The organism is Sulfuricurvum sp. (assembly GCF_028710345.1).
Classification (GTDB): domain Bacteria; phylum Campylobacterota; class Campylobacteria; order Campylobacterales; family Sulfurimonadaceae; genus Sulfuricurvum.
The window spans coordinates 170,210-196,998 of record NZ_JAQTUH010000001.1; the positions used below are offsets into that span (position 1 = coordinate 170,210).

Annotated in this window: 22 protein-coding genes and 5 tRNA genes; all 27 read left to right on the forward strand. The window is 40.4% G+C overall.

Annotated features, from left to right (window positions below):
• The first annotated feature begins 2 nt into the window (after positions 1-2).
• The 27 genes from tkt (at position 3) to fusA (ending at position 26,765) form a co-directional block, all read left to right on the forward strand.
• A complete protein-coding gene (tkt, locus tag PHC76_RS00920) occupies positions 3-1,919 on the forward strand; it encodes a transketolase (RefSeq protein WP_299969015.1) in 1,917 nt (638 codons plus the stop codon).
• A 62-nt stretch (positions 1,920-1,981) separates the two neighbouring features.
• Positions 1,982-2,734 (forward strand): RNA methyltransferase, encoded by a 753-nt coding sequence (locus PHC76_RS00925; protein WP_299969013.1) that lies wholly within the window; start codon positions 1,982-1,984, stop codon positions 2,732-2,734.
• Between the two features lie 31 nt (positions 2,735-2,765).
• On the forward strand, positions 2,766-3,065 hold the full coding sequence (locus tag PHC76_RS00930) for a nucleotidyltransferase family protein (RefSeq protein WP_299969011.1): 300 nt from the start codon (positions 2,766-2,768) through the stop codon (positions 3,063-3,065).
• On the forward strand, positions 3,058-5,325 hold the full coding sequence (locus tag PHC76_RS00935) for a hypothetical protein (RefSeq protein WP_299969009.1): 2,268 nt from the start codon (positions 3,058-3,060) through the stop codon (positions 5,323-5,325). Before PHC76_RS00930 ends, PHC76_RS00935 begins: the two co-directional genes overlap by 8 nt.
• Positions 5,322-6,212, forward strand: a complete 891-nt coding sequence (locus PHC76_RS00940; protein ID WP_299969007.1) for a radical SAM protein — start codon at positions 5,322-5,324, stop codon at positions 6,210-6,212. Before PHC76_RS00935 ends, PHC76_RS00940 begins: the two co-directional genes overlap by 4 nt.
• The gene (gene corA, locus PHC76_RS00945; protein WP_299969004.1) at positions 6,209-7,162 is read left to right on the forward strand and encodes a magnesium/cobalt transporter CorA; all 954 of its coding nucleotides are present in this window, start codon (positions 6,209-6,211) and stop codon (positions 7,160-7,162) included. The genes PHC76_RS00940 and corA overlap by 4 nt, the downstream gene beginning before the upstream one ends.
• A gap of 48 nt (positions 7,163-7,210) precedes the next feature.
• Positions 7,211-8,359: a sodium:proton exchanger gene (locus PHC76_RS00950; protein ID WP_299969002.1), complete on the forward strand. Its 1,149-nt coding sequence runs from the start codon at positions 7,211-7,213 to the stop codon at positions 8,357-8,359.
• Positions 8,359-9,096, forward strand: coding sequence for a YaaA family protein (locus PHC76_RS00955; protein ID WP_299969000.1), 738 nt, complete (start codon positions 8,359-8,361; stop codon positions 9,094-9,096). Before PHC76_RS00950 ends, PHC76_RS00955 begins: the two co-directional genes overlap by 1 nt.
• Positions 9,097-9,162: 66 nt before the next feature.
• Positions 9,163-9,239, forward strand: a tRNA-Thr gene (locus PHC76_RS00960).
• A 57-nt stretch (positions 9,240-9,296) separates the two neighbouring features.
• Positions 9,297-9,382 (forward strand) — tRNA-Tyr (locus PHC76_RS00965).
• A 3-nt stretch (positions 9,383-9,385) separates the two neighbouring features.
• Positions 9,386-9,462 (forward strand) — tRNA-Gly (locus tag PHC76_RS00970).
• 100 nt (positions 9,463-9,562) lie between these two features.
• A tRNA-Thr gene (locus PHC76_RS00975) sits at positions 9,563-9,637 on the forward strand.
• A gap of 96 nt (positions 9,638-9,733) precedes the next feature.
• A complete protein-coding gene (tuf, locus tag PHC76_RS00980; protein ID WP_299968998.1) occupies positions 9,734-10,933 on the forward strand; it encodes an elongation factor Tu in 1,200 nt (399 codons plus the stop codon).
• Between the two features lie 38 nt (positions 10,934-10,971).
• Complete coding sequence (gene rpmG, locus PHC76_RS00985; protein WP_294894180.1) at positions 10,972-11,124, forward strand: 50S ribosomal protein L33; 153 nt, start codon at positions 10,972-10,974, stop codon at positions 11,122-11,124.
• Positions 11,125-11,148: 24 nt separating this feature from the next.
• A tRNA-Trp gene (locus PHC76_RS00990) sits at positions 11,149-11,224 on the forward strand.
• Between the two features lie 63 nt (positions 11,225-11,287).
• The gene (secE, locus tag PHC76_RS00995; protein WP_299968996.1) at positions 11,288-11,473 is read left to right on the forward strand and encodes a preprotein translocase subunit SecE; all 186 of its coding nucleotides are present in this window, start codon (positions 11,288-11,290) and stop codon (positions 11,471-11,473) included.
• Positions 11,474-11,482: 9 nt separating this feature from the next.
• Positions 11,483-12,013, forward strand: a complete 531-nt coding sequence (gene nusG / locus PHC76_RS01000) for a transcription termination/antitermination protein NusG (RefSeq protein WP_299968994.1) — start codon at positions 11,483-11,485, stop codon at positions 12,011-12,013.
• Positions 12,014-12,034: 21 nt separating this feature from the next.
• Positions 12,035-12,460, forward strand: coding sequence for a 50S ribosomal protein L11 (rplK, locus tag PHC76_RS01005; protein ID WP_013461131.1), 426 nt, complete (start codon positions 12,035-12,037; stop codon positions 12,458-12,460).
• A 149-nt stretch (positions 12,461-12,609) separates the two neighbouring features.
• Positions 12,610-13,308 (forward strand): 50S ribosomal protein L1, encoded by a 699-nt coding sequence (gene rplA, locus PHC76_RS01010; protein WP_299968992.1) that lies wholly within the window; start codon positions 12,610-12,612, stop codon positions 13,306-13,308.
• A gap of 108 nt (positions 13,309-13,416) precedes the next feature.
• Positions 13,417-13,902 carry a 50S ribosomal protein L10 gene (gene rplJ / locus PHC76_RS01015; protein ID WP_299968990.1) on the forward strand — a complete coding sequence of 162 codons (486 nt, stop codon included), beginning with the start codon at positions 13,417-13,419 and terminating at the stop codon, positions 13,900-13,902.
• A gap of 67 nt (positions 13,903-13,969) precedes the next feature.
• Positions 13,970-14,338: a 50S ribosomal protein L7/L12 gene (rplL, locus tag PHC76_RS01020; RefSeq protein WP_299968988.1), complete on the forward strand. Its 369-nt coding sequence runs from the start codon at positions 13,970-13,972 to the stop codon at positions 14,336-14,338.
• 175 nt (positions 14,339-14,513) lie between these two features.
• Positions 14,514-18,659, forward strand: coding sequence for a DNA-directed RNA polymerase subunit beta (rpoB, locus tag PHC76_RS01025; protein WP_299968986.1), 4,146 nt, complete (start codon positions 14,514-14,516; stop codon positions 18,657-18,659).
• Positions 18,652-23,160, forward strand: a complete 4,509-nt coding sequence (gene rpoC / locus PHC76_RS01030) for a DNA-directed RNA polymerase subunit beta' (RefSeq protein ID WP_300209742.1) — start codon at positions 18,652-18,654, stop codon at positions 23,158-23,160. Before rpoB ends, rpoC begins: the two co-directional genes overlap by 8 nt.
• 112 nt (positions 23,161-23,272) lie before the next feature.
• Positions 23,273-23,515 (forward strand): hypothetical protein, encoded by a 243-nt coding sequence (locus PHC76_RS01035; protein WP_299974092.1) that lies wholly within the window; start codon positions 23,273-23,275, stop codon positions 23,513-23,515.
• Between the two features lie 132 nt (positions 23,516-23,647).
• Positions 23,648-24,028, forward strand: coding sequence for a 30S ribosomal protein S12 (rpsL, locus tag PHC76_RS01040; RefSeq protein ID WP_294894172.1), 381 nt, complete (start codon positions 23,648-23,650; stop codon positions 24,026-24,028).
• Positions 24,029-24,099: 71 nt separating this feature from the next.
• A complete protein-coding gene (gene rpsG, locus PHC76_RS01045) occupies positions 24,100-24,567 on the forward strand; it encodes a 30S ribosomal protein S7 (protein ID WP_299974095.1) in 468 nt (155 codons plus the stop codon).
• Positions 24,568-24,680: 113 nt separating this feature from the next.
• Complete coding sequence (gene fusA / locus PHC76_RS01050; protein ID WP_299974098.1) at positions 24,681-26,765, forward strand: elongation factor G; 2,085 nt, start codon at positions 24,681-24,683, stop codon at positions 26,763-26,765.
• Positions 26,766-26,789 lie beyond the last annotated feature (24 nt).

Consider the following 26,789-nt stretch of genomic DNA (forward strand, 5'->3'; position numbering starts at 1 on the left):
CAATGAGTAATGCAATGCGCCAAAAAATGGCAGACACGATTCGATTTCTAGCGACCGATATGGTGCAACAAGCTAATTCTGGTCATCCGGGTGCTCCGATGGGACTGGCTGATATCGCAGTGGTACTCTCTGAGTATCTTAATCATAACCCTAAAAATCCGAAATGGTTAAACCGTGACCGTTTGGTTTTCTCCGGTGGTCATGGTACGGGTCTGATTTATTCTCTTAATTATTTGTGGGGATACGGTTTAGAGATTGAAGATTTAAAACAATTCCGTCAGCTTCACTCGAAAACTCCGGGACATCCTGAATATGGACATACTGCTGGGATTGAAATTACTACCGGTCCTTTGGGGCAAGGGATTGCGAACGCGGTTGGATTTGCAATGGCATCCAAATTTGTAGGGCATAAAGTGAATTCGGAAACGGCAAAAATGATAGATCATAATGTCTATTGTTTATGCGGAGACGGCGATTTGGAAGAGGGGATTAGTTATGAGGCATGTTCCGTTGCGGGACATATGTGTCTTGATAATTTGATTCTTATTTATGATTCCAATCGTATTACCATTGAAGGTTCTACAGAACTAAGTTTGAGCGAAAATATCCGAGATCGATTTGAATCACAAAATTGGGCTGTTTTAGAAATTGATGGACATAATTTTGATGAGATCGACGGTGCGTTTACGCAAGCACAGTTGATTGAGCGTCCGGTTCTTATTATTGCAAACACCGTTATTGCCAAAGGGGGCGATACGATGGAAGGATCTCATCATGCGCACGGTGCACCGCTTGGGCATGAGGTGATAAAAGCGGCAAAACTAAAAGCGGGCTTTGATCCTGAAAAAACATTTAATGTTGATGCGGATGTATTAGAGCGTTTCCGTTGTGCTGTTGAAAAAGGGGACGCATCAGAGCGAGAGTGGAATCACCGTCTCAAAGAGTTGCCTTTGGTAGAACAAAATGAAGCGTTTGAGCAGTTAATGAATCCGGATTTCAGTCGTATTGAATGGCCAACATTTAGTAAAGCTGATGCAACGCGTAATACCAACGGAATTATCCTTAATGCTATCGCTAAGGCAATACCGGGGTTCTTGGGTGGTTCAGCAGATTTAGCACCGTCGAATAAAACAGAATTGAGTAATATGGGCGAATTCCCAAAAGGGAAAAATATCCATTTTGGTATCCGTGAGCATGCTATGGCGTCGATTAGCAATGCGATGGCACTTTATGGTCCGATTATGCCGTTTAGTGCTACCTTTTTTGTCTTTAGCGATTACTTGAAACCCTCTGTCCGGATTGCAGCCCTTGCAGGGATTCAACAATTTTTTGTTTGGACGCATGACAGTATCGGTGTCGGTGAAGATGGTCCTACCCATCAACCGATTGAGCATTTAAGCCAATTCAGAGCATTACCAAACTTTTACGTTTATCGTCCTGCGGATGGAGCTGAAAATGTTAAGTGTTGGCAAAAAGCATTGTCGATGAAAAACTCGCCGAGCGGTTTTGTCTGTTCACGTCAAAACTTACCGATTCTATCGGCACCGATTTTGGGTGATGTTGAAAACGGAGGGTATTTACTCCAAGAAGAGTCAAACGCGACGGTGACTTTGATGGCATCAGGTTCTGAAGTCTCTCTTGCGTTAGAGACGGCCAAAGCATTAGCTGAGCGTGGTGTGATTGCTAATGTCGTGAGTGTACCGTGTTTTGATTTATTGCTAGAACAATCACAAAGCTATATTGATTCAATCATTAAACCTTCCACGAAAAAAGTGGCAATCGAAGCGGCACGCGGATTAGAGTGGTACCGTTTTGCCGATACAGTCGTAGCTATGGAAAGTTTCGGAGCGAGTGCGCCGGCAGATCAATTGTTTGAGTATTTTGGATTTACCGCAGAAGCGATTGCATCGAAAATTTAAATTTTGCCTCGCTTGAGGCTAGCTTTAGTAGCCAAAGTGGCAAGCGTAGTAAAAGGGAATAGATGATAGATTCACCAGAGTATTTAGCAAAACGGGCATTTTTTGATTCCCTAATTACCCTCTATGGACGTAACGTTGCGGTAGAAATATTACGCGATTCTACGGTAAAAATCCATAAATTGCATCTCTCTAAAAGCAACCGTATCGATGAAACCATCGAAGAGATACTCTCATTAGCAGAGGCTCGCGGTATTGAAATCAAATACCATACCAAAGACTCTTTATCACGAATCTCCAAAAACAGTGCTCAAGATCAAGGGGTAGCCTTGGATGTTGAAGCACAAAACTACCGCAATGCTACCATGTTAGAGAACGATTTTCCCAACGATTTTCGTCTCTTAGCTCTCGATGGGATTAATAACCCTCAAAATCTTGGGATGATTGTCCGCTCTGCCGCCGCGAGCCGTATAGATGGAATCATTTTGCCGAAAAAAAACAGCACCAAGCTCTCTCCTCTCGTGATGAAAGCCTCTGCCGGAACCCTCTTTAAAATCCCTATCTATTATTGTGATACCCTCTCAGAAGTACTTCCGCTCAAAAACAGTACCGTGATTACCCTCTCTTCACATGCGGTTGAGGATATTCACTCTTTGAAAATCCCCTCACGGGCTATTTTTGTGTTAGGAAATGAATCTGAGGGTGTAAGCCGTGAGATAGAATTACTCTCTAGTGTGCGTGTTTCCATCCCGATGCACCGCGGAGTAGAATCGCTTAATGTTGCTATCACCGCAGGGATTGTCGCTTTTTTACCGTGAAATATTGCTAAAGTTTGATAGAATACTTGCTATGAATACACAAGCTGAAATCATCTCTTTTTTACAACACAACCGAAAGTTTCTATCGGATCATTATCATGTGAGTAAAATTGCATTGTTTGGATCATTTGCCCGTAATGAACAACGAGATGATAGTGATGTTGATCTGTTAATAGAATTAGAAAATGGCACTGAAAATGTGCATGAGACGAAACAATCTCTTCGAGAATTCTTGAGTAGTTCATTTGAGCGTAGTATTGATTTAGCTCGTGAAAAATATCTGAAAAGCTACGCAAAAGATCAGATTTTAAAAGATGCGGTGTATGTCTAAGATTCTTCGTGTATTTTTTTTAATTTTTCTATTTTTGATAGATGTGTATGCGAGCAGTGTGCCGAAGTTACAAGTAGGAAGCTTGTATTATGATCAAGTTAACCTTACCCCAAATCATAAACTCATCATAGCTATTTCAGGAATCAATTTAGAAATTTGGCAAACAAATGATACACGATTGCTTTACAGAGAAAAGCTATGGCATACACATGGGATAAAATTTTTGATTGATCAAGATAATGATAGGTTATTTGCTACTATTGGGTATGGATTTAATGTTTATGATTTAAAAACTTTGAAACTGATTGCATCACATAATATTTTACCATCTGCATTTTACGTTAGTAAAATGTTTTTATCTGCTTCTGAGAATAAAGTTTATGTAGATGGTGAAATTAATCGACTTGAAAAATGTATGGTATATGATATTGCTTCAAATACTTATTTCGAAGAGAAGGATTACAAGACTTGCAAGAAACAACAGAACTTCCCAACTAATACTTTTGATAAATCAAAATTGATTTTATTACCTGCTGAAAGTTATATGACATTTGGTGCTGGAAATGACAAGGCAATATTAGTAGATGATAATCGATACATCGGTTGGGATTTAAAAGAAGGTAGAGAAATATGGCGTAATTTTACGGGTTGGACTCAATGTAAGGATTGTTCACCTGATCCTCATGTTGTTGCTTTTCATCATACTGATAGAGTGATAGTGACACCTGCTTTTGAAAAATATGATGTATTTGAAAAAGATGGAATGTATGCTCTTCTAAATTTTGATATGGGTACAGGAATTTATAACTATATCCCAATTAAACAAACCGGTTCATTAGCAATAAGTAGTGATGATAAACGATTGGCTATTTTGAGTGCAGATGGCAATGGAAGTATTTATGAACCAAATAGTATGAAGTACTTAAGCGGTTTTAATGGTCGTCATAGTGAAGGAGGTGTCGGTTTTTTTATCCGAGCAAAAGTTGAATACAATGAGCATATTAATGATTTTATGAGTAATAATCCTAGTTTTAAACATCGATATGAAATCGAGCAAGCCTGTATCAATGATCGTTTAGAATTAGTTCAGTTATTTGATCATATGTTTAGCGTGAGAGATAAAAGTGATCAAAAGCAAATAGCACAATTTGTCAGCTTTAAAGATGGTGAATGGTTGATAGTTACTGATGAGGGATACTTTAATGCTTCATCTAAAAAAGTACTAAATAATCTAAATATTTTTGAATCAGTCACACGCGCAAGAGGGATTAACGATGAGGAGGTCAAAAAATATTATCGTCCAGATATTGTGAGTGCATTGTTGCAACAAAAACCGCTTCATGATTTAGAAACCAAAGAAATAAAATTTGTTTTGCCTGAAAAAGCCGTATACATCAATCAGTATTACCCAAGTTTGCGTGCGATGTACGTAAACGATAAAAATCCATACAGCCTTGCTAGTTTGGCTGAAGAGAAAAATCCTAAAGATTTAAAACTGATTAAGCAAGCAATTTTAGACTCAAATAGCTCAGATATAAAATCTACACTTTATCGTTCGCTCAATAACTTTGATGAAAATGAAACACTATCATTTGTCCACGAGCAACTTGACAAAGCAAGTTCTATCGATAATCAGATTGTTTTACTCTCATTGATCAAAAATATCGATATACGTGTTCAAAAATTATCGGAATTGTTATCCAAAAAATTATTATCCGAAAATACAATTATATGGTTCGCTACGTGGGCAAGAGAAGAAGATTGTCAAAAGTTTGAGCCATTGTTGTGGCAAGCGGTTAAAAAAAGTCTTAGAATTCGGAATGAAGTGGTTTTAAATTATTTGATGAAAAAAGGTCCAAAAAGATTAGAAAAAATATGGGTGGAATCAGCTGTTAAAATACTCAAGAATAGTGATGATTTTGATGGTATTTTGAGCTTAAAAAATATTATTCCATATCTTTATAAACTAAATCCTAGTAAAACAATTGAGTTGCTTACTGATCCGCAGTACAAATTTAATGTCTATCTCTTTGATTATATTCAAGATCCTGCACTCACCCCAGTCTTATTCGATCATTTAATTGAAAATGGCGATTTAAATTCTAAAGTATTCAATAATTTACTTAGTTATAAAAATCAAAATATCAACAAGAAGATGATTGAAAAAATAATAGTAATGGATTGTAAGAAAATTTCTAAACGTTTGAAACAAAAAATAGAAAACGATCTCAATATCACTCTTCCGTGCGATAAAAATTGACATCAAAATTCCACCGCGCTTATGTCGAAATAACCAATATTTGCGGTTTGGCATGCAGTTTTTGTCCTCCCAAAGAGTCTCCGACACAGACGATGGAGCTCTTGTTTTTTAAGCAAGTGCTAAAAGAGTTAAAGCCCTATACCGATGAGGTGGCACTGCACGTGATGGGTGATCCGATGGTGTTGTCTAATCTCGGAGAGTATCTTGATTGCGCCCACGTATCGGGTTTTAAAGTGATGATTACCACGAGCGGTTTTTATCTGGATGAACAACGCCGATTCGCCCTTTTTCACCCCTCCATCCGTCAAGTCAATATTTCACTCAATAGTTTTAATAAAAATAGCGTCGCACGCTCTTTTGAAACTTACATGGAACCGATATTAGCATTGTGTGATGAGAAACTGTCGCGTAAGGGTGATTTTTTTATCAATCTACGGCTGTGGAATCTTGATGAAGTCCACAGTGAGAGCCATTTTAATGGACAGCTATTTGCACTTTTGGAGGAGCGTTTTTCTCTTGAGTCGGGGATGATTGCTTCAAATATTAGCGGAGAGCGTCAATCGATTCGGTTAGCATCGAAAATACTGCTCCATTTTGATCGCTATTTTGAGTGGCCAAGCCTCAAAAACGAGGTTGTAGGAGATGGATATTGTCACGGTTTAAGTAAACAAATTGCCATATTAGCCGATGGGCGTGTTGTACCGTGTTGTTTGGATGGTGAGGGAATTATGACGTTAGGTAACCTACATGTTACAAATTTGGGTAAAATTCTATCAACCAAACGTTCTTGCGATATGATGGATGGATTTTCTCATGGAAAATGCAGTGAAGAGTTGTGTCAAAAGTGCAGTTATAAAGAGCGATTTAAGAAGGAGGTATTACCATGATTAAATGTTTCGTTAAAAACGAGAATGCTATAGCATTGATCGAAACAATGTCTGATCTTGATGGTGATAATATCGAAAAAGTGATTTGGATCGATATGTTGATGCCGACGTACGATGAGATTGTGTTTATCGAAAATACCTTTGAGATTAAATTTCCGACCAAACAAGAGACTGAAGAGATTGAGATCAGTTCGCGCTATTGGGAAGAGAATGACCGTATTGAGATCAACAGCTTTTTTTTAATCAGTGCCGCACAAAATTCGCACAATGAAACGGTCTCGTTTATCCTCTATAAAAATCTTTTGATTTCAATCCGTTATACCTCGCTTTATACGTTTGATGAGTTTAACCGCAAGTTTTTTGCCGCACCCAAACAGTTTGAGAGCGGATACGATATTTTTTGCCAAATTTTGGATATTCGTATTGATGCTGATGCGGACGTTATTGAAAAGCTCTCACGCGATATCACCCGTCTTCGACGACACGTCTTTACCGACTATACCAATGATGATGAAGAGATATTGGAGCGTATCTCATCGCTTGAAGATTTGAACATGCAACTGCGTGAAAATCTTAACGATAAACAGCGGATTTTGAGCTCTTTTTTAAAATCGACCAAATATAAAAGTGCATTGAAAAATGATATTGCGATCATGTTAAAAGATATCAAATCATTGATTGACTATACCGATTTTAATTTTGAGAGACTTGAGTATCTTCAAAATATTTTCGTCGGGTTATTGAGTATTGAGCAAAATAAAATCATTAAAATTTTTGCCATTATGAATGTGATTTTCTTACCGCCAACGCTTATCGCGAGTATCTATGGGATGAATTTTGATCTCTTACCGGAACTTCATTGGCGCTTTGGGTACTTAATGTCGATTTTCTTGATGATAGGTTCATCAATCCTCCCGTTATACTTCTTTAAACGTAAAGGGTGGATTTAAAAAAAGTTTGTATAATGGATAAAGATTTTTATACTAAAGGATACTATTTTGGATAGGCGGATACGCTATTTTATCGAAGACTACTGGGATATCTTCATAGGGATATTCTCAATAGGATTCGCTTTTTTCTTTCATCACCAAGGTGATGGTGTAATGGCAACTATTTTTGCCGCTATCGGTATTGCTTCTCTCTCTCTTACAGTCGCTGAAGTGGCTGACATCCTCTCTGAACGTCTCCATGAACCTTATGGCAGTTTTGTCCTTACGTTTAGTGCTGTAGCGGTAGAGATAATCCTCCTCTATATTATTTTGTTGGAAGTGCGTCACTCGCCCGAAGTTTTGGAGACGGTAAAAGGGGGGATTATCTCGGCGGTTATCGTCGATTTAAATGTTTTGCTTGGATTAGCTGTTTTTTTAGGAGGTCTTGCATTTACACAGCAACAACATAATAAAGAGACCTCCAGTGCGTACAGTACCGTCTTGTTTGTATCTTCATCGGCTCTTTTGGTTCCTGGTCTTTTGAGTCATACCGATCATGGGAGTGAGGTATTAACCCAAGTAAGTCACTTAATCGCCGGATTATTGCTCTTTTTTTATACGATTATTTTTATTTTTCAAACGCGTACCCATACCCATTTTTTTAAAGCAACGGCTCGAAGCCGTTTTTTCCGTTTAAAGCGTAAATTAGCAGAAGAAGAGGGTGAAATTGATGAAAACGATTCGAGTGATTATATTTTTGAACATCTAAGTACCGCTATCAATTTTATTGCAATTTTTGTGTTGATCGGAATTATTGCGTTTGGTGCGGAAATTTTTGCGGGAGACGGGGTGAAACTAGCTCATCAGTATGGTATATCTGCCGGTCTTGCAGGATTAGTCATTGCGATTATCAGTGTGAGTCCTGAGATTTTTACCGCAGTACGTGCGGCACGAAACGATCAGATTCAGCGGGTTGTTAATATCGCTATGGGGGCTTCGACGGTATCGATTATCCTCACCGTACCTATTTTAATGATGCTCGCTTATTATTCAGGAATCAATTTAACATTGGATTTTAATCCGCTTCAAATCGGAGCATTGCTTCTGACGATTATCTTAGTGTGGAAAACAACCGAAGAGGGTGAAACCAACTATTTTGAAGGGGCATCGCACCTCATGTTCTTCTTAGCCTATGCTATTATCGCCACGTATTACTGATGATTATTTTATTTGCACCCAGTGAAGGTAAACGTGAGGGGGGGAATCTCCCTCCGTTGAATCAAGAAAATTTGATTTTACCAGAGCTCTATTCAAAACGTTTTGAAGTTATTCAGCAGTATGAACAATTGATTCAAGATGGTAATGAGCAACAGTTATTTGATCTTTTTGGACTTAAAGATTCTAGAGAGTATGAACGCTATAAGCAAAGCTTTGATACTCAGCCTACTATGAAAGCGATAGAGCGTTACGACGGAGTCGCGTATGATTATCTCAACTACACTACGCTCTCATCCGAACAGCAGCATTATCTTGACACAAATGTTATCCTATTCTCAAATCTGTTTGGTCCGATACGTGCCGGTGATTCACTTCCAGATTATAAACTCAAACAAGGCTCTTCTATTGGCTCATTGGTACCGGAGAAGTTTTATAAAGAGCATTTCACTGTTGCCTTGGACGCTTATATAGGTGAAGAAGAAGTTTTGGATATCCGTGCAGGATTTTACGATAAGTTTTATATCCCGAAACAACCCATCACAACATTGAAATTTTTAAAAGAGGGTAAAGTGATTAGTCACTGGGCAAAAGCGTACCGAGGAGCTGTTTTACGAGAAATTGCACAGCATCAAATTAATTCAATTAGCGCACTGTTGGCATTGAATATTGAAGGGTTGAATTTGGTTGAAATTATCGAAACTAAAAAGAAAAAAGAGATCATTTACGCAATTCATTAATTTCTTTTGAATATCTCTTGACTTTTAATCCCAGAGTGTATATAATTTCAGCTCCATTTCGCCAATGCCGGCATAGCTCAGTTGGCTAGAGCAGCTGATTTGTAATCAGCAGGCCCGGGGTTCAAATCCTCGTGCCGGCACCATTGAACGAAATCGGAAACGCATTACAATTTATCAGTGTTAGACCAGATTATGGCCGTGGTGAGATACTCAAGTGGCCAACGAGGGCAGACTGTAAATCTGCTGATTTTTATCTTCGAAGGTTCGAATCCTTCTCTCACCACCATCTGCGGGAATAGCTCAGTTGGCTAGAGCGTCAGCCTTCCAAGCTGAATGTCGCGAGTTCGAGTCTCGTTTCCCGCTCCACTGGGAGCTGAAGTATACATTTCATAATTACTACTTCATCATTACCTTAAAACGTAAAATAGTTTTTAAGCTTCCAATTACAGATTTATTATTTTTTTATGCTCACGTGGCTCAGGGGTAGAGCACTTCCTTGGTAAGGAAGAGGTCGGCGGTTCAAATCCGCTCGTGAGCTCCAGTAATAAGTTTGTAATTTTTTTGAAAGCTTGAAAGCTATTTCAGCTGTTTTTTGGTATAATTCCATTTTCATTTACAATTTCAGTCGGAGGACACTATGGCAAAAGAAAAGTTTACGCGTAATAAACCACACGTCAACATCGGTACAATCGGGCACGTTGACCACGGTAAAACTACATTGACAGCAGCAATTACTGCGGTTCTTGCTACAAAAACTGGTGCAAAATTCATGGATTACGATCAAATCGATAATGCACCTGAAGAACGTGAGCGTGGTATTACCATCGCAACTTCACACGTTGAGTATGAAACAGACAAACGTCACTATGCACACGTTGACTGTCCTGGACACGCCGACTATGTTAAGAACATGATTACGGGTGCTGCTCAAATGGACGGAGCTATTCTTGTTGTTTCTGCAGCGGACGGCCCAATGCCACAAACTCGTGAGCACATCCTTCTTTCTCGCCAAGTAGGTGTTCCTTACATCGTTGTTTTCATGAACAAAGAAGACTTGGTTGATGATGAAGAACTTCTTGAACTCGTTGAGATGGAAATCCGCGAACTTCTTGATATGTACGATTTCCCAGGTGACGATACTCCAATCGTTGCAGGTTCTGCATACCAAGCTCTTGAAGAAGCTAAAAAAGGTATCATCGGTGACTGGGCTGCAAAAATTATTAAATTGATGGATGCGGTTGATGAGTATATCCCTGAGCCTGTTCGTGAAACAGATAAAGATTTCTTGATGCCGGTAGAGGACGTTTTCTCTATCTCTGGTCGTGGAACTGTTGTTACTGGTCGTATCGAGCGTGGTACAATCAAAATCGGTGAAACTATCGAGATCGTTGGTATCCGTGACACTCAAACAACAACCGTAACTGGTGTTGAGATGTTCCGTAAAGAGATGGAAATGGGTGAAGCAGGTGATAACTGCGGAATCTTGCTTCGTGGTACTAAGAAAGAAGATGTTGAGCGTGGACAAGTTCTTTGTAAACCTAAATCAATCAATCCTCACACAAAATTTGAGGCTGAAATTTACGTATTGAGCAAAGAAGAGGGTGGACGTCATACTCCATTCTTCAACGGTTACCGCCCACAATTCTATGTTCGTACAACTGACTGTACAGGTGCTATCACCTTGCAAGAAGGTACTGAAATGGTTATGCCTGGTGATAACGTAAAAATTATCGCTGAATTGATTCACCCAATCGCTATGGAAGAGGGAACTCGTTTCGCTATCCGTGAGGGTGGACGTACAGTTGGTGCTGGGGTTGTTTCTAAAATCCTAGCATAATTTTCCCCAACCTGCGGGTTGGACTATTAAGGTAGAATATGCGTGAAAATATCCATTTAGCGTGTGAAAAGTGTACTCGTCGTAACTATCACACCACTAAAAACAAAAAAACTCATACTGAAAAATTTTCAGTACGTAAGTTTTGTAAATTTTGTCGTGAACACACGATTCATAAAGAAGCAAAACTGTAAGGTTTTCCCTTCGGGGATTTTTATAGGTCAGTAGCTCCAATGGTAGAGCGCCGGATTCCAAATCCGATGGTTGCGGGTTCGAATCCCCCCTGGCCTGCCACCCATTTTTAACTAATGGTGCTCTCGGGCTTTATTGGTTCGAAATGTCCAAAGGATACGTGAGATGAAAAACAGTGTTACTAGAGCTTTTGCTCAGGCTAAATTAGAACTTGCAAAAGTTATATTCCCTACAAAACCACAAGTGAAGCAAGCGTTTCTTGCAGTAGTGATTGTTGTGACTTTTGTTGTTTTGTTTTTAGCATTGGTTGATTTAATCATGTCTTCTACTGTTTCGGCAATTTTGAGTTAAGGAAAAAATATGGCACATCTTTGGTACTCAATTCAAACCTATGCGGGCAGCGAGCGCAGTGTAAAAGCGGCTATCCAAAACATTATTGCTGAAAACCATCTTGAAGAAGTAATCACTGAAGTGATCGTACCGACAGAAGATGTTATCGAAGTAAAAAACGGTAAGAAAAAAATTACCGAACGTTCACTTTATTCTGGATATGTATTTGCATTGATGGATTTAAGTATCGATTTACAACACCGTATCCAATCGCTTCCTCGTGTAGCTGGATTTATCGGTGAAGCAAATAAGCCGACACCGCTTAGCGAAAATGATATCAAGGTTATCTTGGATCGTGTAGAAAATCGCTCAGCTCCAAAACCAAAAGTCTTTTTTGATAATGGTGAGATGGTGCGTATCGTAGATGGTCCGTTTGCAAACTTTACCGGTACGGTTGACGAATATGATTTAGAGCATGGCACGTTGAAACTTAATGTTTCAATTTTCGGACGTAGTACTCCGGTTGATATTTCGTACACACAAGTCGAAAAAATTATTTAATCTCAAAAAAAGGAAGCACAAATGGCAAAGAAAATTACAGGCTACATCAAGCTACAAGTTCAAGCTGGCGCGGCTAATCCGGCTCCTCCGGTTGGTCCTGCCCTTGGTCAACGTGGTGTTAACATCATGGAATTTTGTAAGGCGTTCAACGAGCGTACAAAAGATAAGGCAGGTTTTAAACTCCCTGTTGTTATTACTGTATATGCGGATAAAACGTTTTCATTCATCACAAAACAGCCTCCGGCATCTGCACTCATCATGAAAGCAGCTGGTCTTAAAAAAGGGACTGATAATCCGATGAAAAACAAAGTGGGTAAAATCACTAAAGCTCAATTGATGGAAATCGTTAAGCAAAAAATTCAAGATATGAATACTGATGATGTTGATGCTGCTGCTGCAACAATCGCTGGATCATGTCGTTCAATGGGTGTTGATATAGTTGATTGATTAACGTGAAAGGAATACATCCCTTTCACTACGCTAGCCGCTAAGGCACTAAAGCTTGCCTCTTTGAGGCAGAATTAATTTAAATTTAAAAGCTCTTCGACCGCAAAGAGTCTAAACTCTGCGGCAGATTCTATAATTGGAGAATTCAAATGGCTGGAAAACGCTACAAACAACTTAGTGAAAAAATTGATATGACAAAAAACTATACAGTAGCAGATGCTTCTGTATTTGTTAAAGAACTTAAATCAGCAAAATTCGACGAAACTGTTGAAATTGCTCTTAATCTTGGTGTTGACCCACGTCACGCTGACCAAATGATCCGTGGCGCGGTTGTGCTTCCTCACGGTACGGGTAAAGTGGTTCGTGTTGCGGTTTTCGCTAAAGGGGCAAAAGTTGATGAAGCTAAAGCTGCCGGTGCTGATATCGTTGGTGCTGAAGATTTAGTTGATATGATTAAAGCGGGTAATATGCCGTTTGATATCGTTGTTGCAGCACCGGATTGTATGGGTCTTGTTGGTCAAGTAGGACGTATCCTTGGGCCAAAAGGGATGATGCCGAATCCTAAAACAGGAACCGTTACAGCGGATATCGCAAAAGCGGTAAGCAATGTTAAAGGCGGACAAGTAAATTTCCGTGTTGACAAAAAAGGTAACATTCATGCCGGTATCGGTAAAGTAAGTTTTGATAGCGATAAAATTGCTGAAAATATTAAAGCATTTGTTGGTGCTATCAACCGTGCAAAACCATCAACGGCAAAAGGTCGTTACATTAAAAATGCAGCATTGTCACTCACTATGAGTCCGGCAATCAAATTTGAGATTCAAGAATTATTAGATATCCGTAACTAATTAACGTAGTTACACACTTTATCTTATGGACTGAAGAGAGTAGGGGACGAAAGTCTTAATCAGAGTCACTCTGCCCCGCTTGAAGTACCTGTCTGGAAAGGAGAAATAATGAATAAAACACAAAAAGCTGAAATCGTTAACGCTTTGACATCAGAGTTTAAAACTGCTAAAGCCGTTATTATGTGTGATTATCGTGGTCTTACTGTAAGTAACCTCGAGTCTCTCCGTAAAATGGCACGTGGTAAAGATACGAAAGTTCAAGTGGTAAAAAATACCCTTGCAACAATCGCATTGAACAATGCTGGTATGAGTGGAATCGATATCGTTGACACCAACATTTTTGTTTGGGGTGACGATGCTATCGCTGCTGCTAAAACGGTTGTTGATTTTGCAAAAGAGAATGATAAATTCACTCTCCGTACTGCATACATCGACGGCGAAGCGGCTGATGAGCAAAAAGTTCGTGCGTTTGCAACCCTACCGGGACGCGAAGAGTTGCTTGGAATGTTGGCATCTGTATGGATGGGACCAGTTCGCAACTTTACAATCGGACTCGATGCGCTTAAACGTAAAAAAGAAGAGGACGCTGCGTAATTATTACGTAGCATAAAATAACCAATCAATGATTGGTATAAATAAAAAAATTCTATAGGAGAATATTATGGCTGTAACAAAAGAAGATGTTCTTGAGTTTATCTCAAACTTGTCTGTTCTTGAGCTTTCTGAGCTTGTAAAAGAATTCGAAGAAAAATTTGGTGTATCTGCTCAACCGGTAGCGGTTGCAGGTGCTGCAGTAGCTGCTGTTGAAGTAGAAGAAAAAACTGAATTTGACGTTATTTTGAAAGACGGTGGTGACAAAAAAATCAACGTTATTAAAGTAGTACGTGCAATGACAGGTCTTGGTCTTAAAGAGGCTAAAGATGCAGTTGAAGGTGCTCCAACAACTATTAAAGAAGGTATCTCTAAACAAGATGCTGAAGCAGCGAAAAAAGAGCTTGAAGAAGCTGGTGCTGCGGTCGAAATCAAATAATTATTTGATGCTTGGAGGCACTTGCCTCCATACTCCTAGGGCGCTTTTCCGAATTGATTTTTTCATTTCGGAAGAGTGCCCATCCGTCGTTATAGGGTTGGGGACGCTCAGCTTTTAGACTTTTTACACTTTTATCCCTAATACTGGGATCACAAATTTCGATTGAGGTAGCCTAATGTTAAATACTCTTCACTCTGGAAACCGCTTGCGCGTTGATTTCGCGAAAACCCCACAACAAATTGAAGTTCCAAACCTTTTACAACTTCAACAAAGTTCTTACGAATCATTTTTGATGCTAGATCAAAAAGACCGTTCTAAAAGTGGTATTGAGCGTGTATTCCAATCTGTTTTTCCAATCCATGATACTCAAAACCGTCTCTCTCTAGAATATCTCGGTTCTGAAGTTGGTCGCCCTAAATACACTGTTCGTGAATGTATGGAGCGTGGTTTGACCTACTCTGTTTCGTTGCGTATGAAAACACGTCTCATGATTTGGGATCGTGATGAAAACACCAAAGAAAAAATGGGTGTTAAAGACATTAAAGAACAAACTATTTTTATCCGTGATATCCCTTTGATGACTGACCGTACATCGTTTGTTATTAACGGTGTTGAGCGTGTTGTTGTTAATCAACTTCACCGCTCACCAGGGGTTATTTTTAAAGAAGAAGAATCAACCACAGCCGGAAGTAAAATGATTTTTACCGGTCAAATTATCCCTGACCGTGGTTCATGGCTCTATTTTGAGTATGATCCGAAAGATATCCTTTACATGCGTATCAATAAACGTCGTAAAGTTCCTGTAACAATTATGTTCCGTGCCCTTGGATACAGTAAACAAGATATCCTAAAAATGTTCTATCCGTTACAAAAAATTCGTGTTGAAAACAATAAATATTTGATGGATTTCGATCCGGAACATTTTGCAGGACGTCTGGGTTATGACCTCGTTGATGCAGATGGTAAATTACTCGTTGCCGCTGGTAAACGTTTATCGGCAAAAAAAGCGGAAAAAATGATTGCAGAGGGTGTGACTGCGATTCAATACCCAATTGAAACATTGATTGAACGTCATTTGGCAGAGGCGATTATTGATGCTTCTACCGGCGAAATCATGTTTGATACGATGACGCAGTTAGATGAAACTAAGCTCAAAAAGATGTTGGATTCTGGTGTTAATGAATTTGTAATCGCGAATGACTTGGCAGAAGGGCATGATAGTTCCATCATCAATGCATTTATGGCGGATGTTGATTCGTTGAAACTTTTGAAACAAACGGAAGATATCGAAGACGAAAATGATCTCGCTGCTATCCGTATCTATAAAGTAATGCGCCCAGGTGAGCCAGTAACCAAAGATGCGGCAAAAGTGTTTGTTAATCAACTTTTCTTTGATCCTGAACGTTATGATTTGACACGCGTTGGTCGTATGAAAATGAACCACAAATTAGGACTTAATGTTCCTGAATATGTGACTGTTTTGACCAATGAAGATATTATCAATACTGTTAAATACGTTATCAAAGTTAAAAACGGTCAAGGTCATATCGATGATCGTGACCACTTGGGTAATCGTCGTATCCGTTCAATCGGTGAGTTACTCGGAAATGAGTTACACAACGGTCTTGTGAAAATGCAAAAAGCGATTAAAGACAAGCTCTCAACCATGAGCGGTCCGACTACTGAGTTGATGCCTCACGATTTGGTGAACTCAAAAATGATCACTTCTACTATCATGGAGTTTTTCAGCGGCGGACAATTGTCACAATTTATGGACCAAACGAATCCGTTATCGGAAGTTACCCATAAACGTCGTTTATCGGCACTTGGAGAAGGTGGGCTTGTTAAAGAGCGCGCCGGATTTGAAGTGCGTGACGTTCACCCGACTCACTATGGCCGTATTTGTCCGATTGAGACTCCTGAGGGACAAAATATCGGTTTGATCAATACGTTGGCGACCTATTCAAAAGTAAATGAGCATGGATTTATCGAAGCTCCATACAATGTTGTTAAAGACGGAATTGTCACTTCTGAAGTAGTTTATTTGACGGCTACCCAAGAAGAGGGGAAAGTTATTGCTGCGGCATCAAGCCGTTTGGACGATAATGGGAACTTTATTGATGATTTAGTTGAGATTCGTCAAGACGGCGAGATTATGCTTAAATCACCGCGCGAATGTGAACTCCGCGATTTGACACCACATATGGTTGTCGGTGTTGCGGCAAGTTTGATTCCGTTCTTGGAGCACGATGACGCGAACCGTGCGCTCATGGGATCGAACATGCAACGTCAAGCGGTACCGTTATTGCGTCCTGAAGCACCAATGGTCGGAACAGGGGTTGAAAAACTCGTTGCTCGTGATTCATGGGAGTGTGCAAAAGCAGAACGTGCCGGTATTGTTGAAAAAGTAGATGCTAAACACGTTTACATTATGGGTGAAGATGAAGATGGTACGTTTATCGATTACTATCCATTGCAAAAAAACCTTCGTACCAACCAAAATACGACATTTATGCAAAAACCGATTGTTAAACAAGGTCAATTGGTTAGCAAAGGGCAAATCATCGCAGATGGTCCAAATATGGATCAAGGGGAATTGGCTCTCGGTATTAATGCACTTGTTGCGTTTATGCCATGGAACGGTTACAACTTCGAGGATGCGATCGTTATGTCTGAGCGTATGATTCGTGAAGATGCATTTACCTCAGTTCATATCTATGAAAAAGAGGCAGAAGCACGTGAACTTAAACACGGTGTCGAAGAGATTACTCGTGACATCCCTAATGTTCGTGACGATGAACTCTCTCACCTTGATGATAGCGGTATCGTTAAAATCGGTACGTATGTTAAAGGTGGGATGATCCTTGTTGGTAAAGTTTCTCCAAAAGGCGAAGTAAAACCTACTCCTGAAGAGCGTTTGTTACGCGCTATTTTCGGTGAAAAGGCGGGTCACGTTGTCAACAAATCACTCTACTGTACGCCGAGTATGGAAGGAGTTATCGTTGATGTTAAAGTATTCACGAAAAAAGGGTACGACAAAGATCCTCGTACACTTGAACTTGAAAAACAAGAACGTGATGAGCTAGAGCGCGAGCACTACGATCGTCTTTTGATGATCGATAAAGAAGAGATGCTCCGTATCTCTTCATTGTTGACAAAACATCCATTACAAAGCGATGTAAGCGTAAATGGTAATGAGTATAAAGCAGGTGCATTTGTTAATGCAGATGACCTTAAAGAGGTTAACCGTTTTGCAATGAATACCGTCGTTAAAGCGTTTAGTGATGATATTCAAGAAAAATACAACCAAACCAAAAACCATTTCCAAAAAGAGAAGAAAAAATTCCGTGACGAACACGAAGAAAAACTCTCTATCTTGGAAAAAGATGACATTCTCCCTAATGGTGTAGTGAAATACGTTAAGGTTTATATAGCGACTAAACGTAAACTCAAAGTTGGGGATAAAATGGCGGGACGTCACGGGAACAAAGGTATCGTTTCGATCATTGTTCCACAAGTCGATATGCCGTACATGGCAAACGGACGTACCGTTGACGTTTGTTTGAATCCACTTGGGGTTCCATCACGTATGAATATCGGGCAAATCCTTGAGATGCACCTCGGTATGGTGGGGAAAGAGCTTGGTTTCCAACTTCAAGATATTTTTGAAGCGAAACAAAAAGAGTTTATTGGTGAATTACGTGCGAAAATGATATCGTTTGCCGATGTAGCCGGTCTCATGAACGCGGCTAAATTGTTGAGTGAGATGGATGATAAAATTCTTCTTGGGTATGCACAAGATTGGTCACGTGGGGTTAAATTTGCTACCCCTATTTTCGAAGGGGTTACTGAAGCAGAGTTTGCAAAACTCTTTGAGTTGGCGAAGCTTGACAGTGATGGAAAAATGGAGCTTTACGACGGTAAAACCGGTGACAAAATGAAAGAGCGTGTTAACGTCGGTTATATGTATATGCTCAAACTTCACCACTTGGTTGATGAGAAAGTGCACGCACGTTCAACTGGGCCATATTCACTTGTTACTCAACAACCGGTTGGTGGTAAAGCCCTCTTCGGTGGACAACGTTTCGGGGAGATGGAGGTATGGGCTCTTGAAGCTTATGGTGCTTCTGCGGTTCTTAAAGAGATGTTGACGATTAAATCGGATGACGTTGATGGACGTGTTCGTGCTTATAAAGCGATTACAAAAGGTGAAAGTGTACCGGCATCAGGTATCCCTGAAACGCTGTTCGTATTGACCAAAGAGCTCCAAGCTTTGGCGCTAGATATTGAGATTTTTGACGAGGTGGATGACAATGAGTAAATTAGTACCGATTGCTGTAACTGAGGAAAACCGTCCTACGGATATTAAACAACTTCAATTTCGCCTTGCATCTCCTGAGAGAATCCTCTCATGGAGTCACGGTGAAGTAAAAAAACCAGAAACGATTAACTATCGTACCCTTAAACCGGAACGTGACGGATTGTTTTGTGCCAAAATTTTTGGACCGGTTCGTGATTACGAATGTTTGTGCGGAAAATACAAAAAAATGCGTTACAAAGGCGTTGTATGCGAAAAATGTGGTGTTGAAGTAACATCATCAAAAGTACGTCGTAATCGTATGGGGCATATTGATTTGGTTACTCCGGTAGCACACATTTGGTATGTCAGTTCACTTCCAAGCCGTATTGGAACACTCCTCGGCGTGAAAATGAAAGACCTTGAGCGCGTATTATATTATGAAGCATACATCGTTAAAAGTGGCGGGGAAGCATGTTATGACGGTGGTCAAACCTCTCCAGTACTCAAATACGATGTATTGAATGAAGAGCAATACCGTACCTTGGTACAACGCTATGGTGAAAGCGGTTTTGCAGCAGAGATGGGTGGACAAGCGGTTCGTGATCTACTCGATGAACTTGATTTGGTTGATCTATTTTCAGCACTTAAAGAAGAGGTTCAAGCAACCAATTCAGAAGCAAAACGTAAAACAATCGTTAAACGTTTGAAAGTTATTGAATCATTTTTGAATTCTGGAAATAATCCTGCATGGATGATGCTTACGGCTTTACCGGTTCTCCCTCCTGAACTTCGTCCGTTGGTAAGTCTTGATGGTGGAAAATTCGCGGTATCGGATGTGAATGACCTCTATCGCCGTGTTATTAACCGTAACCAACGTCTTAAACGTCTTATCGAGCTTGAGGCACCGGAAATTATTGTTCGCAATGAAAAACGCATGCTTCAAGAAGCAGTTGATGCGTTGTTTGATAACGGTCGTCGTGCGAATGCGGTTAAGGGTGCGAACAAACGTCCTCTTAAATCTCTTTCTGAGATTATCAAAGGTAAACAAGGGCGTTTCCGTCAAAATCTTCTTGGTAAACGTGTTGACTTCTCGGGTAGGTCGGTTATCGTTGTTGGACCAAATCTACGTATGGATCAATGTGGATTGCCAAAATTGATGGCATTGGAACTTTTCAAACCTCATTTGATTGCAAAACTCGAAGATAAAGGGTATGCAACTACCGTGAAAGCGGCGAAAAAGATGATTGAAGAGAAAACGAATGAAGTATGGGAGTGTTTAGCGGAAATCGTTGATGGGTATCCTATCATGCTTAACCGTGCACCGACATTGCACAAACTTTCAATTCAAGCATTTCACCCGAAACTCATTGACGGTAAAGCTATCCAATTGCACCCATTGGTGTGTGCCGCGTTTAATGCGGACTTCGATGGTGACCAAATGGCGGTTCATGTACCACTTGGTGCTGAAGCAATTGCAGAGTGTAAAGTATTGATGCTCTCTTCTATGAACATCTTGCTTCCTGCATCGGGTAAAGCGATTGCAACACCTTCACAAGATATGGTCTTGGGGCTTTATTATCTATCATTGGGTAAAAATGATGTGAAGGGATCGAATAAACTTTTCAGCAACGTTGATGAGATTATGATCGCATTAGAGCACAAAGCACTTGATTTACACGCAAAAGTACGTACCCGTGTTGATGGACGAATGATTCATACAACAGCGGGCCGTATGATATTGAAATCGATCTTGCCAGAGTTTGTTCCCGTAGAGCTTTGGAACGTGGCAATGAAAAAGAAAAATATCAATGCTATCGTTGACTATGTCAATAAGCATGGTGGCATTGCAGTTACAGCAGGTTTCTTGGATGATTTGAAAAATCTTGGTTTTAAATACGCAACTCAATCAGGGGTATCCATCTCTATTGCTGATATTATTATCCCAAAAGAGAAAGACGGTCTCATCGTTGCTTCTAAAAATCGTGTTAAAGAGATTCAAAAACAATTCGAAGCGGGTCTTTTGACTGAGCAAGAACGTTACAATAAAATCATTGACGTCTGGACCGATACTAATAATACCGTTGCCGGCGGAATGATGGACTTGGTTAAAAATGATAAAGATGGGTTTAACTCAATCTTTATGATGGCGGACTCTGGAGCGCGTGGATCTGCGGCTCAAATTCGTCAGTTAGCCGGTATGCGTGGTTTGATGGCGAAACCGGATGGTTCGATCATCGAAACTCCAATTATCTCGAACTTTAAAGAGGGTCTAAACGTTTTAGAGTACTTTATTTCTACTCACGGTGCTCGTAAAGGTCTTGCCGATACCGCTCTTAAAACAGCGAATGCGGGATATTTGACGCGTAAGCTTGTTGACGTTGCGCAAAACGTGAAAATTGTTGAACACGATTGCGGTACTCATGAGGGAATTGAACTTACCGATATATCTGTCGGTAATGAATTGATTGAGCCGTTGGAAGATCGTATTTATGGACGTGTATTGGCCGAAGATGCAATTGATCCAATCACCAATGAGATCCTTTATTCTGAGGGGACATTGATTGATGAGATTAAAGCTTCTAAAATTACTGAAGCGGGTATCAAAGCGGTACATATTCGTACTCCAACAACCTGTAAATCAGTCGATGGCGTATGTGCATTGTGTTACGGGTTGAACCTCGGTTCTGGTGGTATCGTACGTAAAGGTGAAGCGGTCGGTATTATCGCAGCACAATCCATCGGGGAACCGGGTACACAGTTGACCCTCCGTACCTTCCACGTTGGGGGAACCGCATCAAGTACTCGTGAAGAGCGTCAAGTTGTTGCTACCAAAGAGGGTTTCATCCGTTACTATAATTTGAAAACGTACTCTTCTAAAGAGGGGAAACAAATTGTTGCGAATCGCCGTAATGCCGCGATTTTGTTGGTTGAACCGAAAATCAAAGCTCCGTTTAGCGGAACGGTTGAGATTCAAACCATCCATGATGAAGTCATCGTCAGTGTTAAAGGTGAGAGCCAAGTACAACGTTATACACTTCGTAAAAATGAAGTGGCAAAACCAAATGAACTTGCAGGGGTTAGTGGTAAAATCGAAGGTAAATTCTATCTTCCATACGAAAACGGTGCAATGGTTAAAGAAGAAGAATCAATCGTTGAAACCATTAAAGATGGATGGAATGTACCGAACCGTATCCCATACGCTTCGGAAATTCAAGTAAAAGACGGTGCTCCTGTTACTCAAAAAATCCTTGCAAAAGAGAAAGGAGTTGTTAAATACTATCTTCTCAAAGGGGATTATTTAGAGCGTCATCATGAGATCGCTAAAGGGTACAGTGTAGAGGTAAAAGGATTATTTGCCGTGGTTGCTGATAGCGATGATCGTGAAGCAATCCGTCATTATATCGCACGTGGATCAGTAATCGAAGTGAATGATGATGAAGCGGTAAAAGCTGATACATTAATCGCTAAACCTGCTAAAGATGAGTCAATCGTCATTGCAGAATGGGATCCGTATTCAAACCCAATTATCTCTGAAACGGATGGGGTTATCACATTCGAAGATATTATTCCGGGTATTACTGCTTCTGAGCAGTTTGATGAATTGACCGGTAAAACTCGTTTGATGATCAATGAGTACATTGCACCAGAGTTCAAACCTGCTATCGTTTTGGCGGCGAATGATGGAACGATCATCCGTTATGCGGTTGAGCCGAAAACAGCGATTTTTGCACAAGATCGTGCTGAAGTGAAAGTAGCCGATATTTTGGCACGTACACCAAAAGCACTTCAAAAATCACGCGATATTACCGGGGGTCTTCCACGGGTTTCTGAGCTTTTTGAAGCACGTAAACCTAAAGAGATCGCTCTTATCGCAGAACTTGATGGGGTTGTTAGCTTCGGTAAACCGCTTCGTGGTAAAGAGCGTATCTTAATCACTAGTGAAAACGGTATGGTTAAAGAGTATTTTGTCGATAAAAACCTTACCGCAATGGTACATCCAGGTGAATTCGTTCACGCCGGTGAGCGTTTGACCGATGGTGTTATCAGCTCACATGAGATTTTGAGAATCTTGGGTGTCAAAGCGTTGTATAACTATTTGGTCAGCGAAGTACAACAAGTTTACCGCCGTCAAGGGGTTAATATTGCCGACAAACATATTGAAGTTATCTTTACTCAAATGTTGCGTCAGATTAAAATCCTCCGCTCAGGTGATACTAAATTCATTGAAGGTGATGTGGTTTCTAAAGCGCAATTCAAAGTTGAGAATGAAAAAATCCTTCGTCTCGGTGGAGAGCCTGCAATCGCTGAGCCATACCTTGTCGGTATTACGCGTGCGGCAGTTAGTGCTGATTCGATTATCTCTGCTGCATCGTTCCAAGATACTACTAAAGTCTTGACCGAAGCAGCCGTTGCAGCTAAAATCGATGATTTGACCGATCTTAAAGAAAACGTCATCATCGGACGTACCATTCCAGTCGGAACCGGTATCTATAAAGATCAAACTATTATGTTTGGTGAATAAAACTTACCCTCTTCTCTATCCTCTTGCTTTGGCAAGGGGATAACTTTATTGTATCTTTTTTAATAATAAAAAATATTTGCTATAATACTCTTAATATTAAAAGGGATACAGAATGAAGCCATTTGTCTATCTATTTATGATCGCGTTTGTCCTTATTGTACTAAAAGCATTTTATTGGGAAGAATTGATAGCATATTGGAATAAAGAGAGTATAGAAGTTATAAAACCTACAACTACTTCGGAATCGACATCTCCTCAAAATTTACCTTCATCTTCAGATCAAGGTAATACGACAAAAAAAGAGACACCTATAGAGAGAGTAGGAAATAAGATTGCTGAAAAAATAAAATTATAAAAAGATAATAACCCTTTAACCTTCCTTAAAATAAGCTATAATTAATCAAAAAACGGGTAATATTTCGCGTTTATTAGTCCCCTATGGGTGGATCTAAAATTCTACTGGAACATTTCAAAACAAGGAGATTGTATGCCAACAATCAACCAGCTTATTCGTAAAGAGCGACAAGCGGTCGTGAAAAAATCAAAATCACCCGCTTTGGTGTCATGTCCACAACGTCGTGGAGTATGTACTCGTGTTTATACTACAACCCCTAAAAAACCGAACTCGGCGCTTCGTAAAGTTGCTAAAGTTCGTTTGACTTCAGGGTTTGAAGTTATTAGTTATATCGGTGGTGAGGGTCACAACTTGCAAGAACACTCTATCGTTCTTGTTCGTGGTGGTCGTGTAAAAGACTTACCAGGGGTAAAATATCATATCGTTCGTGGTGCTCTTGATACTGCGGGTGTTAAAGATCGTAAAGTGTCTCGTTCTAAATACGGAACGAAAAAAGCTAAGGTGAAAAAATAATCATCTAACCTGACAAGACTCGGTTTTAGTGACCGTTTTTTGAGTAAATTTTTAAAATTGAAGGAAACATTATGAGAAGAAGAAAAGCGCCCGTTCGCGAAATTATGCCTGACCCAGTTCATGGTAGTAAAGTTTTGACGAAGTTCATCAACAAAATTATGTGGGATGGTAAAAAAAGCACTGCTGAGAAAATCATGTACGGAGCTTTGGATATCATCGCATCACGTGGTGAAAAAACAGGTATCGAAGTGTTTAATGCTGCGATCGATAACATCAAACCGGTTATCGAAGTTAAAAGCCGCCGTGTGGGTGGAGCGACCTACCAAGTTCCAGTAGAAGTACGCCCTGTTCGCCAGCTTTCACTCGCTATCCGTTGGTTGACGGATGCATCACGCAAACGTAACGAGCGCACTATGGCTGAGCGTTTGGCAAACGAATTGATGGATGCATCTAACGATAAAGGGTCTGCGTTCAAACGTAAAGAAGATACTTACAAAATGGCAGAAGCGAATAAAGCGTTTGCTCACTATCGTTGGTAAGAGTCTATTCGGGCTACTAAAGCTTGCCTCTTTAGAGGCAAATTTTGTAACCATATGATAGCCTTTTTAGGCTATCTTTCCTCTAATAAAACTATATCCTTAAGGCTATTATCATGGCAAGATCCCATAAACTTGAAGACGTAAGAAACATCGGTATCGCCGCTCACATCGACGCGGGTAAAACAACAACAACAGAACGTATCTTGTTCTACACCGGTGTATCACACAAAATCGGTGAGGTTCACGAAGGTGCTGCAACTATGGACTGGATGGAGCAAGAGCAAGAGCGTGGTATCACGATCACTTCTGCTGCAACTACCTGTGAATGGAACGGCAAACAAATCAACATTATCGACACTCCGGGCCACGTTGACTTCACCATTGAAGTTGAGCGTTCTATGCGTGTTCTTGATGGTGCTGTAGCGGTATTCTGTGCTGTTGGTGGGGTTCAACCACAATCAGAAACAGTATGGCGTCAAGCAAACCGTTACGGTGTTCCTCGTATGGTTTTCGTCAACAAAATGGACCGTACAGGGGCTGATTTCTACAACGTAGAAGAGCAAATCCGTGCACGTCTTAAAGCAAATCCTATCGCTATCCAACTTCCAATCGGTGCGGAAGATCAATTTAAAGGGATCGTCGATCTTGTTAAAATGAAAGCTATCCTTTGGGATGAAGATGCAGCGATGGGTTCAAACTATCATGAATCAGAAATTCCTGCGGATATGGTTGAACTTGCAAATAAATACCGTGCACAAATGATGGAAGCGGCGGCTGAGGGTGACGATTCTTTGATGGAGAAATTCTTCGAAGAGGGTGAACTCACTAACGAAGAGATTATGCGCGGGATTAAAGCCGGATGTCTTAAAATGGAAATTATTCCAATGACATGTGGAACAGCTTTCAAAAACAAAGGGGTACAAACTCTCCTTGATGCGGTTGTTGATTATCTTCCATCTCCATTGGAAGTTGCGGCGATTAAAGGGACAATGGAAGACGATGAAGAAGTTGAAGTTGATGTTGAATCAACTGACGATGCTCCATTCGCCGGTCTTGCGTTCAAAATCATGACTGACCCATTCGTTGGACAATTGACATTCGTACGTGTTTACCGTGGTGTTCTTGAATCAGGTACGTATGCTTACAATACCATCAAAGGTAAAAAAGAGCGTATCGGGCGTATCGTTAAAATGCACGCTAACAAACGTGAAGAGATCAAATCTCTTTATGCGGGTGAAATCGGAGCGGTTGTAGGTCTTAAAGACACAACTACTGGAGATACTTTGTGTGATGAGCGCGAACGTCTAGTACTAGAGCGTATGCATTTCCCTGAGCCGGTTATCTCGGTTGCGGTTGAGCCTAAAACAAAAGCGGACCAAGAAAAAATGGGTATCGCTCTTGCAAAATTGGCTGCGGAAGATCCATCTTTCCGTGTTCACACTGACGAAGAGACAGGACAAACAATCATCAGCGGTATGGGTGAACTTCACCTTGAAATCCTCGTTGACCGTATGTTCCGTGAGTTTAAAGTAGAAGCAGAAGTAGGTGCACCACAAGTTGCTTACCGTGAATCTATCCGTAACGAAGTTAGCCAAGAGTACAAATACGCGAAACAATCGGGTGGACGTGGACAATTCGGTCACGTTTATATCCGTGTTAAGCCGGGTGTTCCTGGAACTGGTTATATCTTCCACAACGAAATCAAAGGTGGGGTTATTCCTAAAGAATATATCCCTGCGGTTGAAAAAGGGTGTAAAGAAGCGATGCAAAAAGGGGTTCTCGCGGGTTATCCAATCGAGGACGTTGAAGTTGCATTGTATGACGGGTCTTACCATGAGGTTGACTCGAATGAGATGGCATTTAAACTCGCTGCATCTATGGGATTTAAAGAGGCTGCGCGTAAAGCAAATCCAGCTATCCTTGAGCCTATGATGAAAGTTGAAGTTGAAGTTCCTGAGAACTTCATGGGTGACGTTATTGGTGACCTTAACCGTCGTCGCGGACAAGTTAACAACATGGGTGACCGTTCTGGTAACAAAATTGTTGACGCGTTCGTACCATTGTCTGAAATGTTCGGTTACTCAACTGACCTTCGTTCAGCAACTCAAGGACGTGCAAGTTACTCTATGGAATTCGATCATTACGAAGAAGTTCCACGTAACGTTGCTGAAGAGATTATCAAAAAGCGTAACAGCTAAGAGATTTCCTCTCCTCTGCCCTTC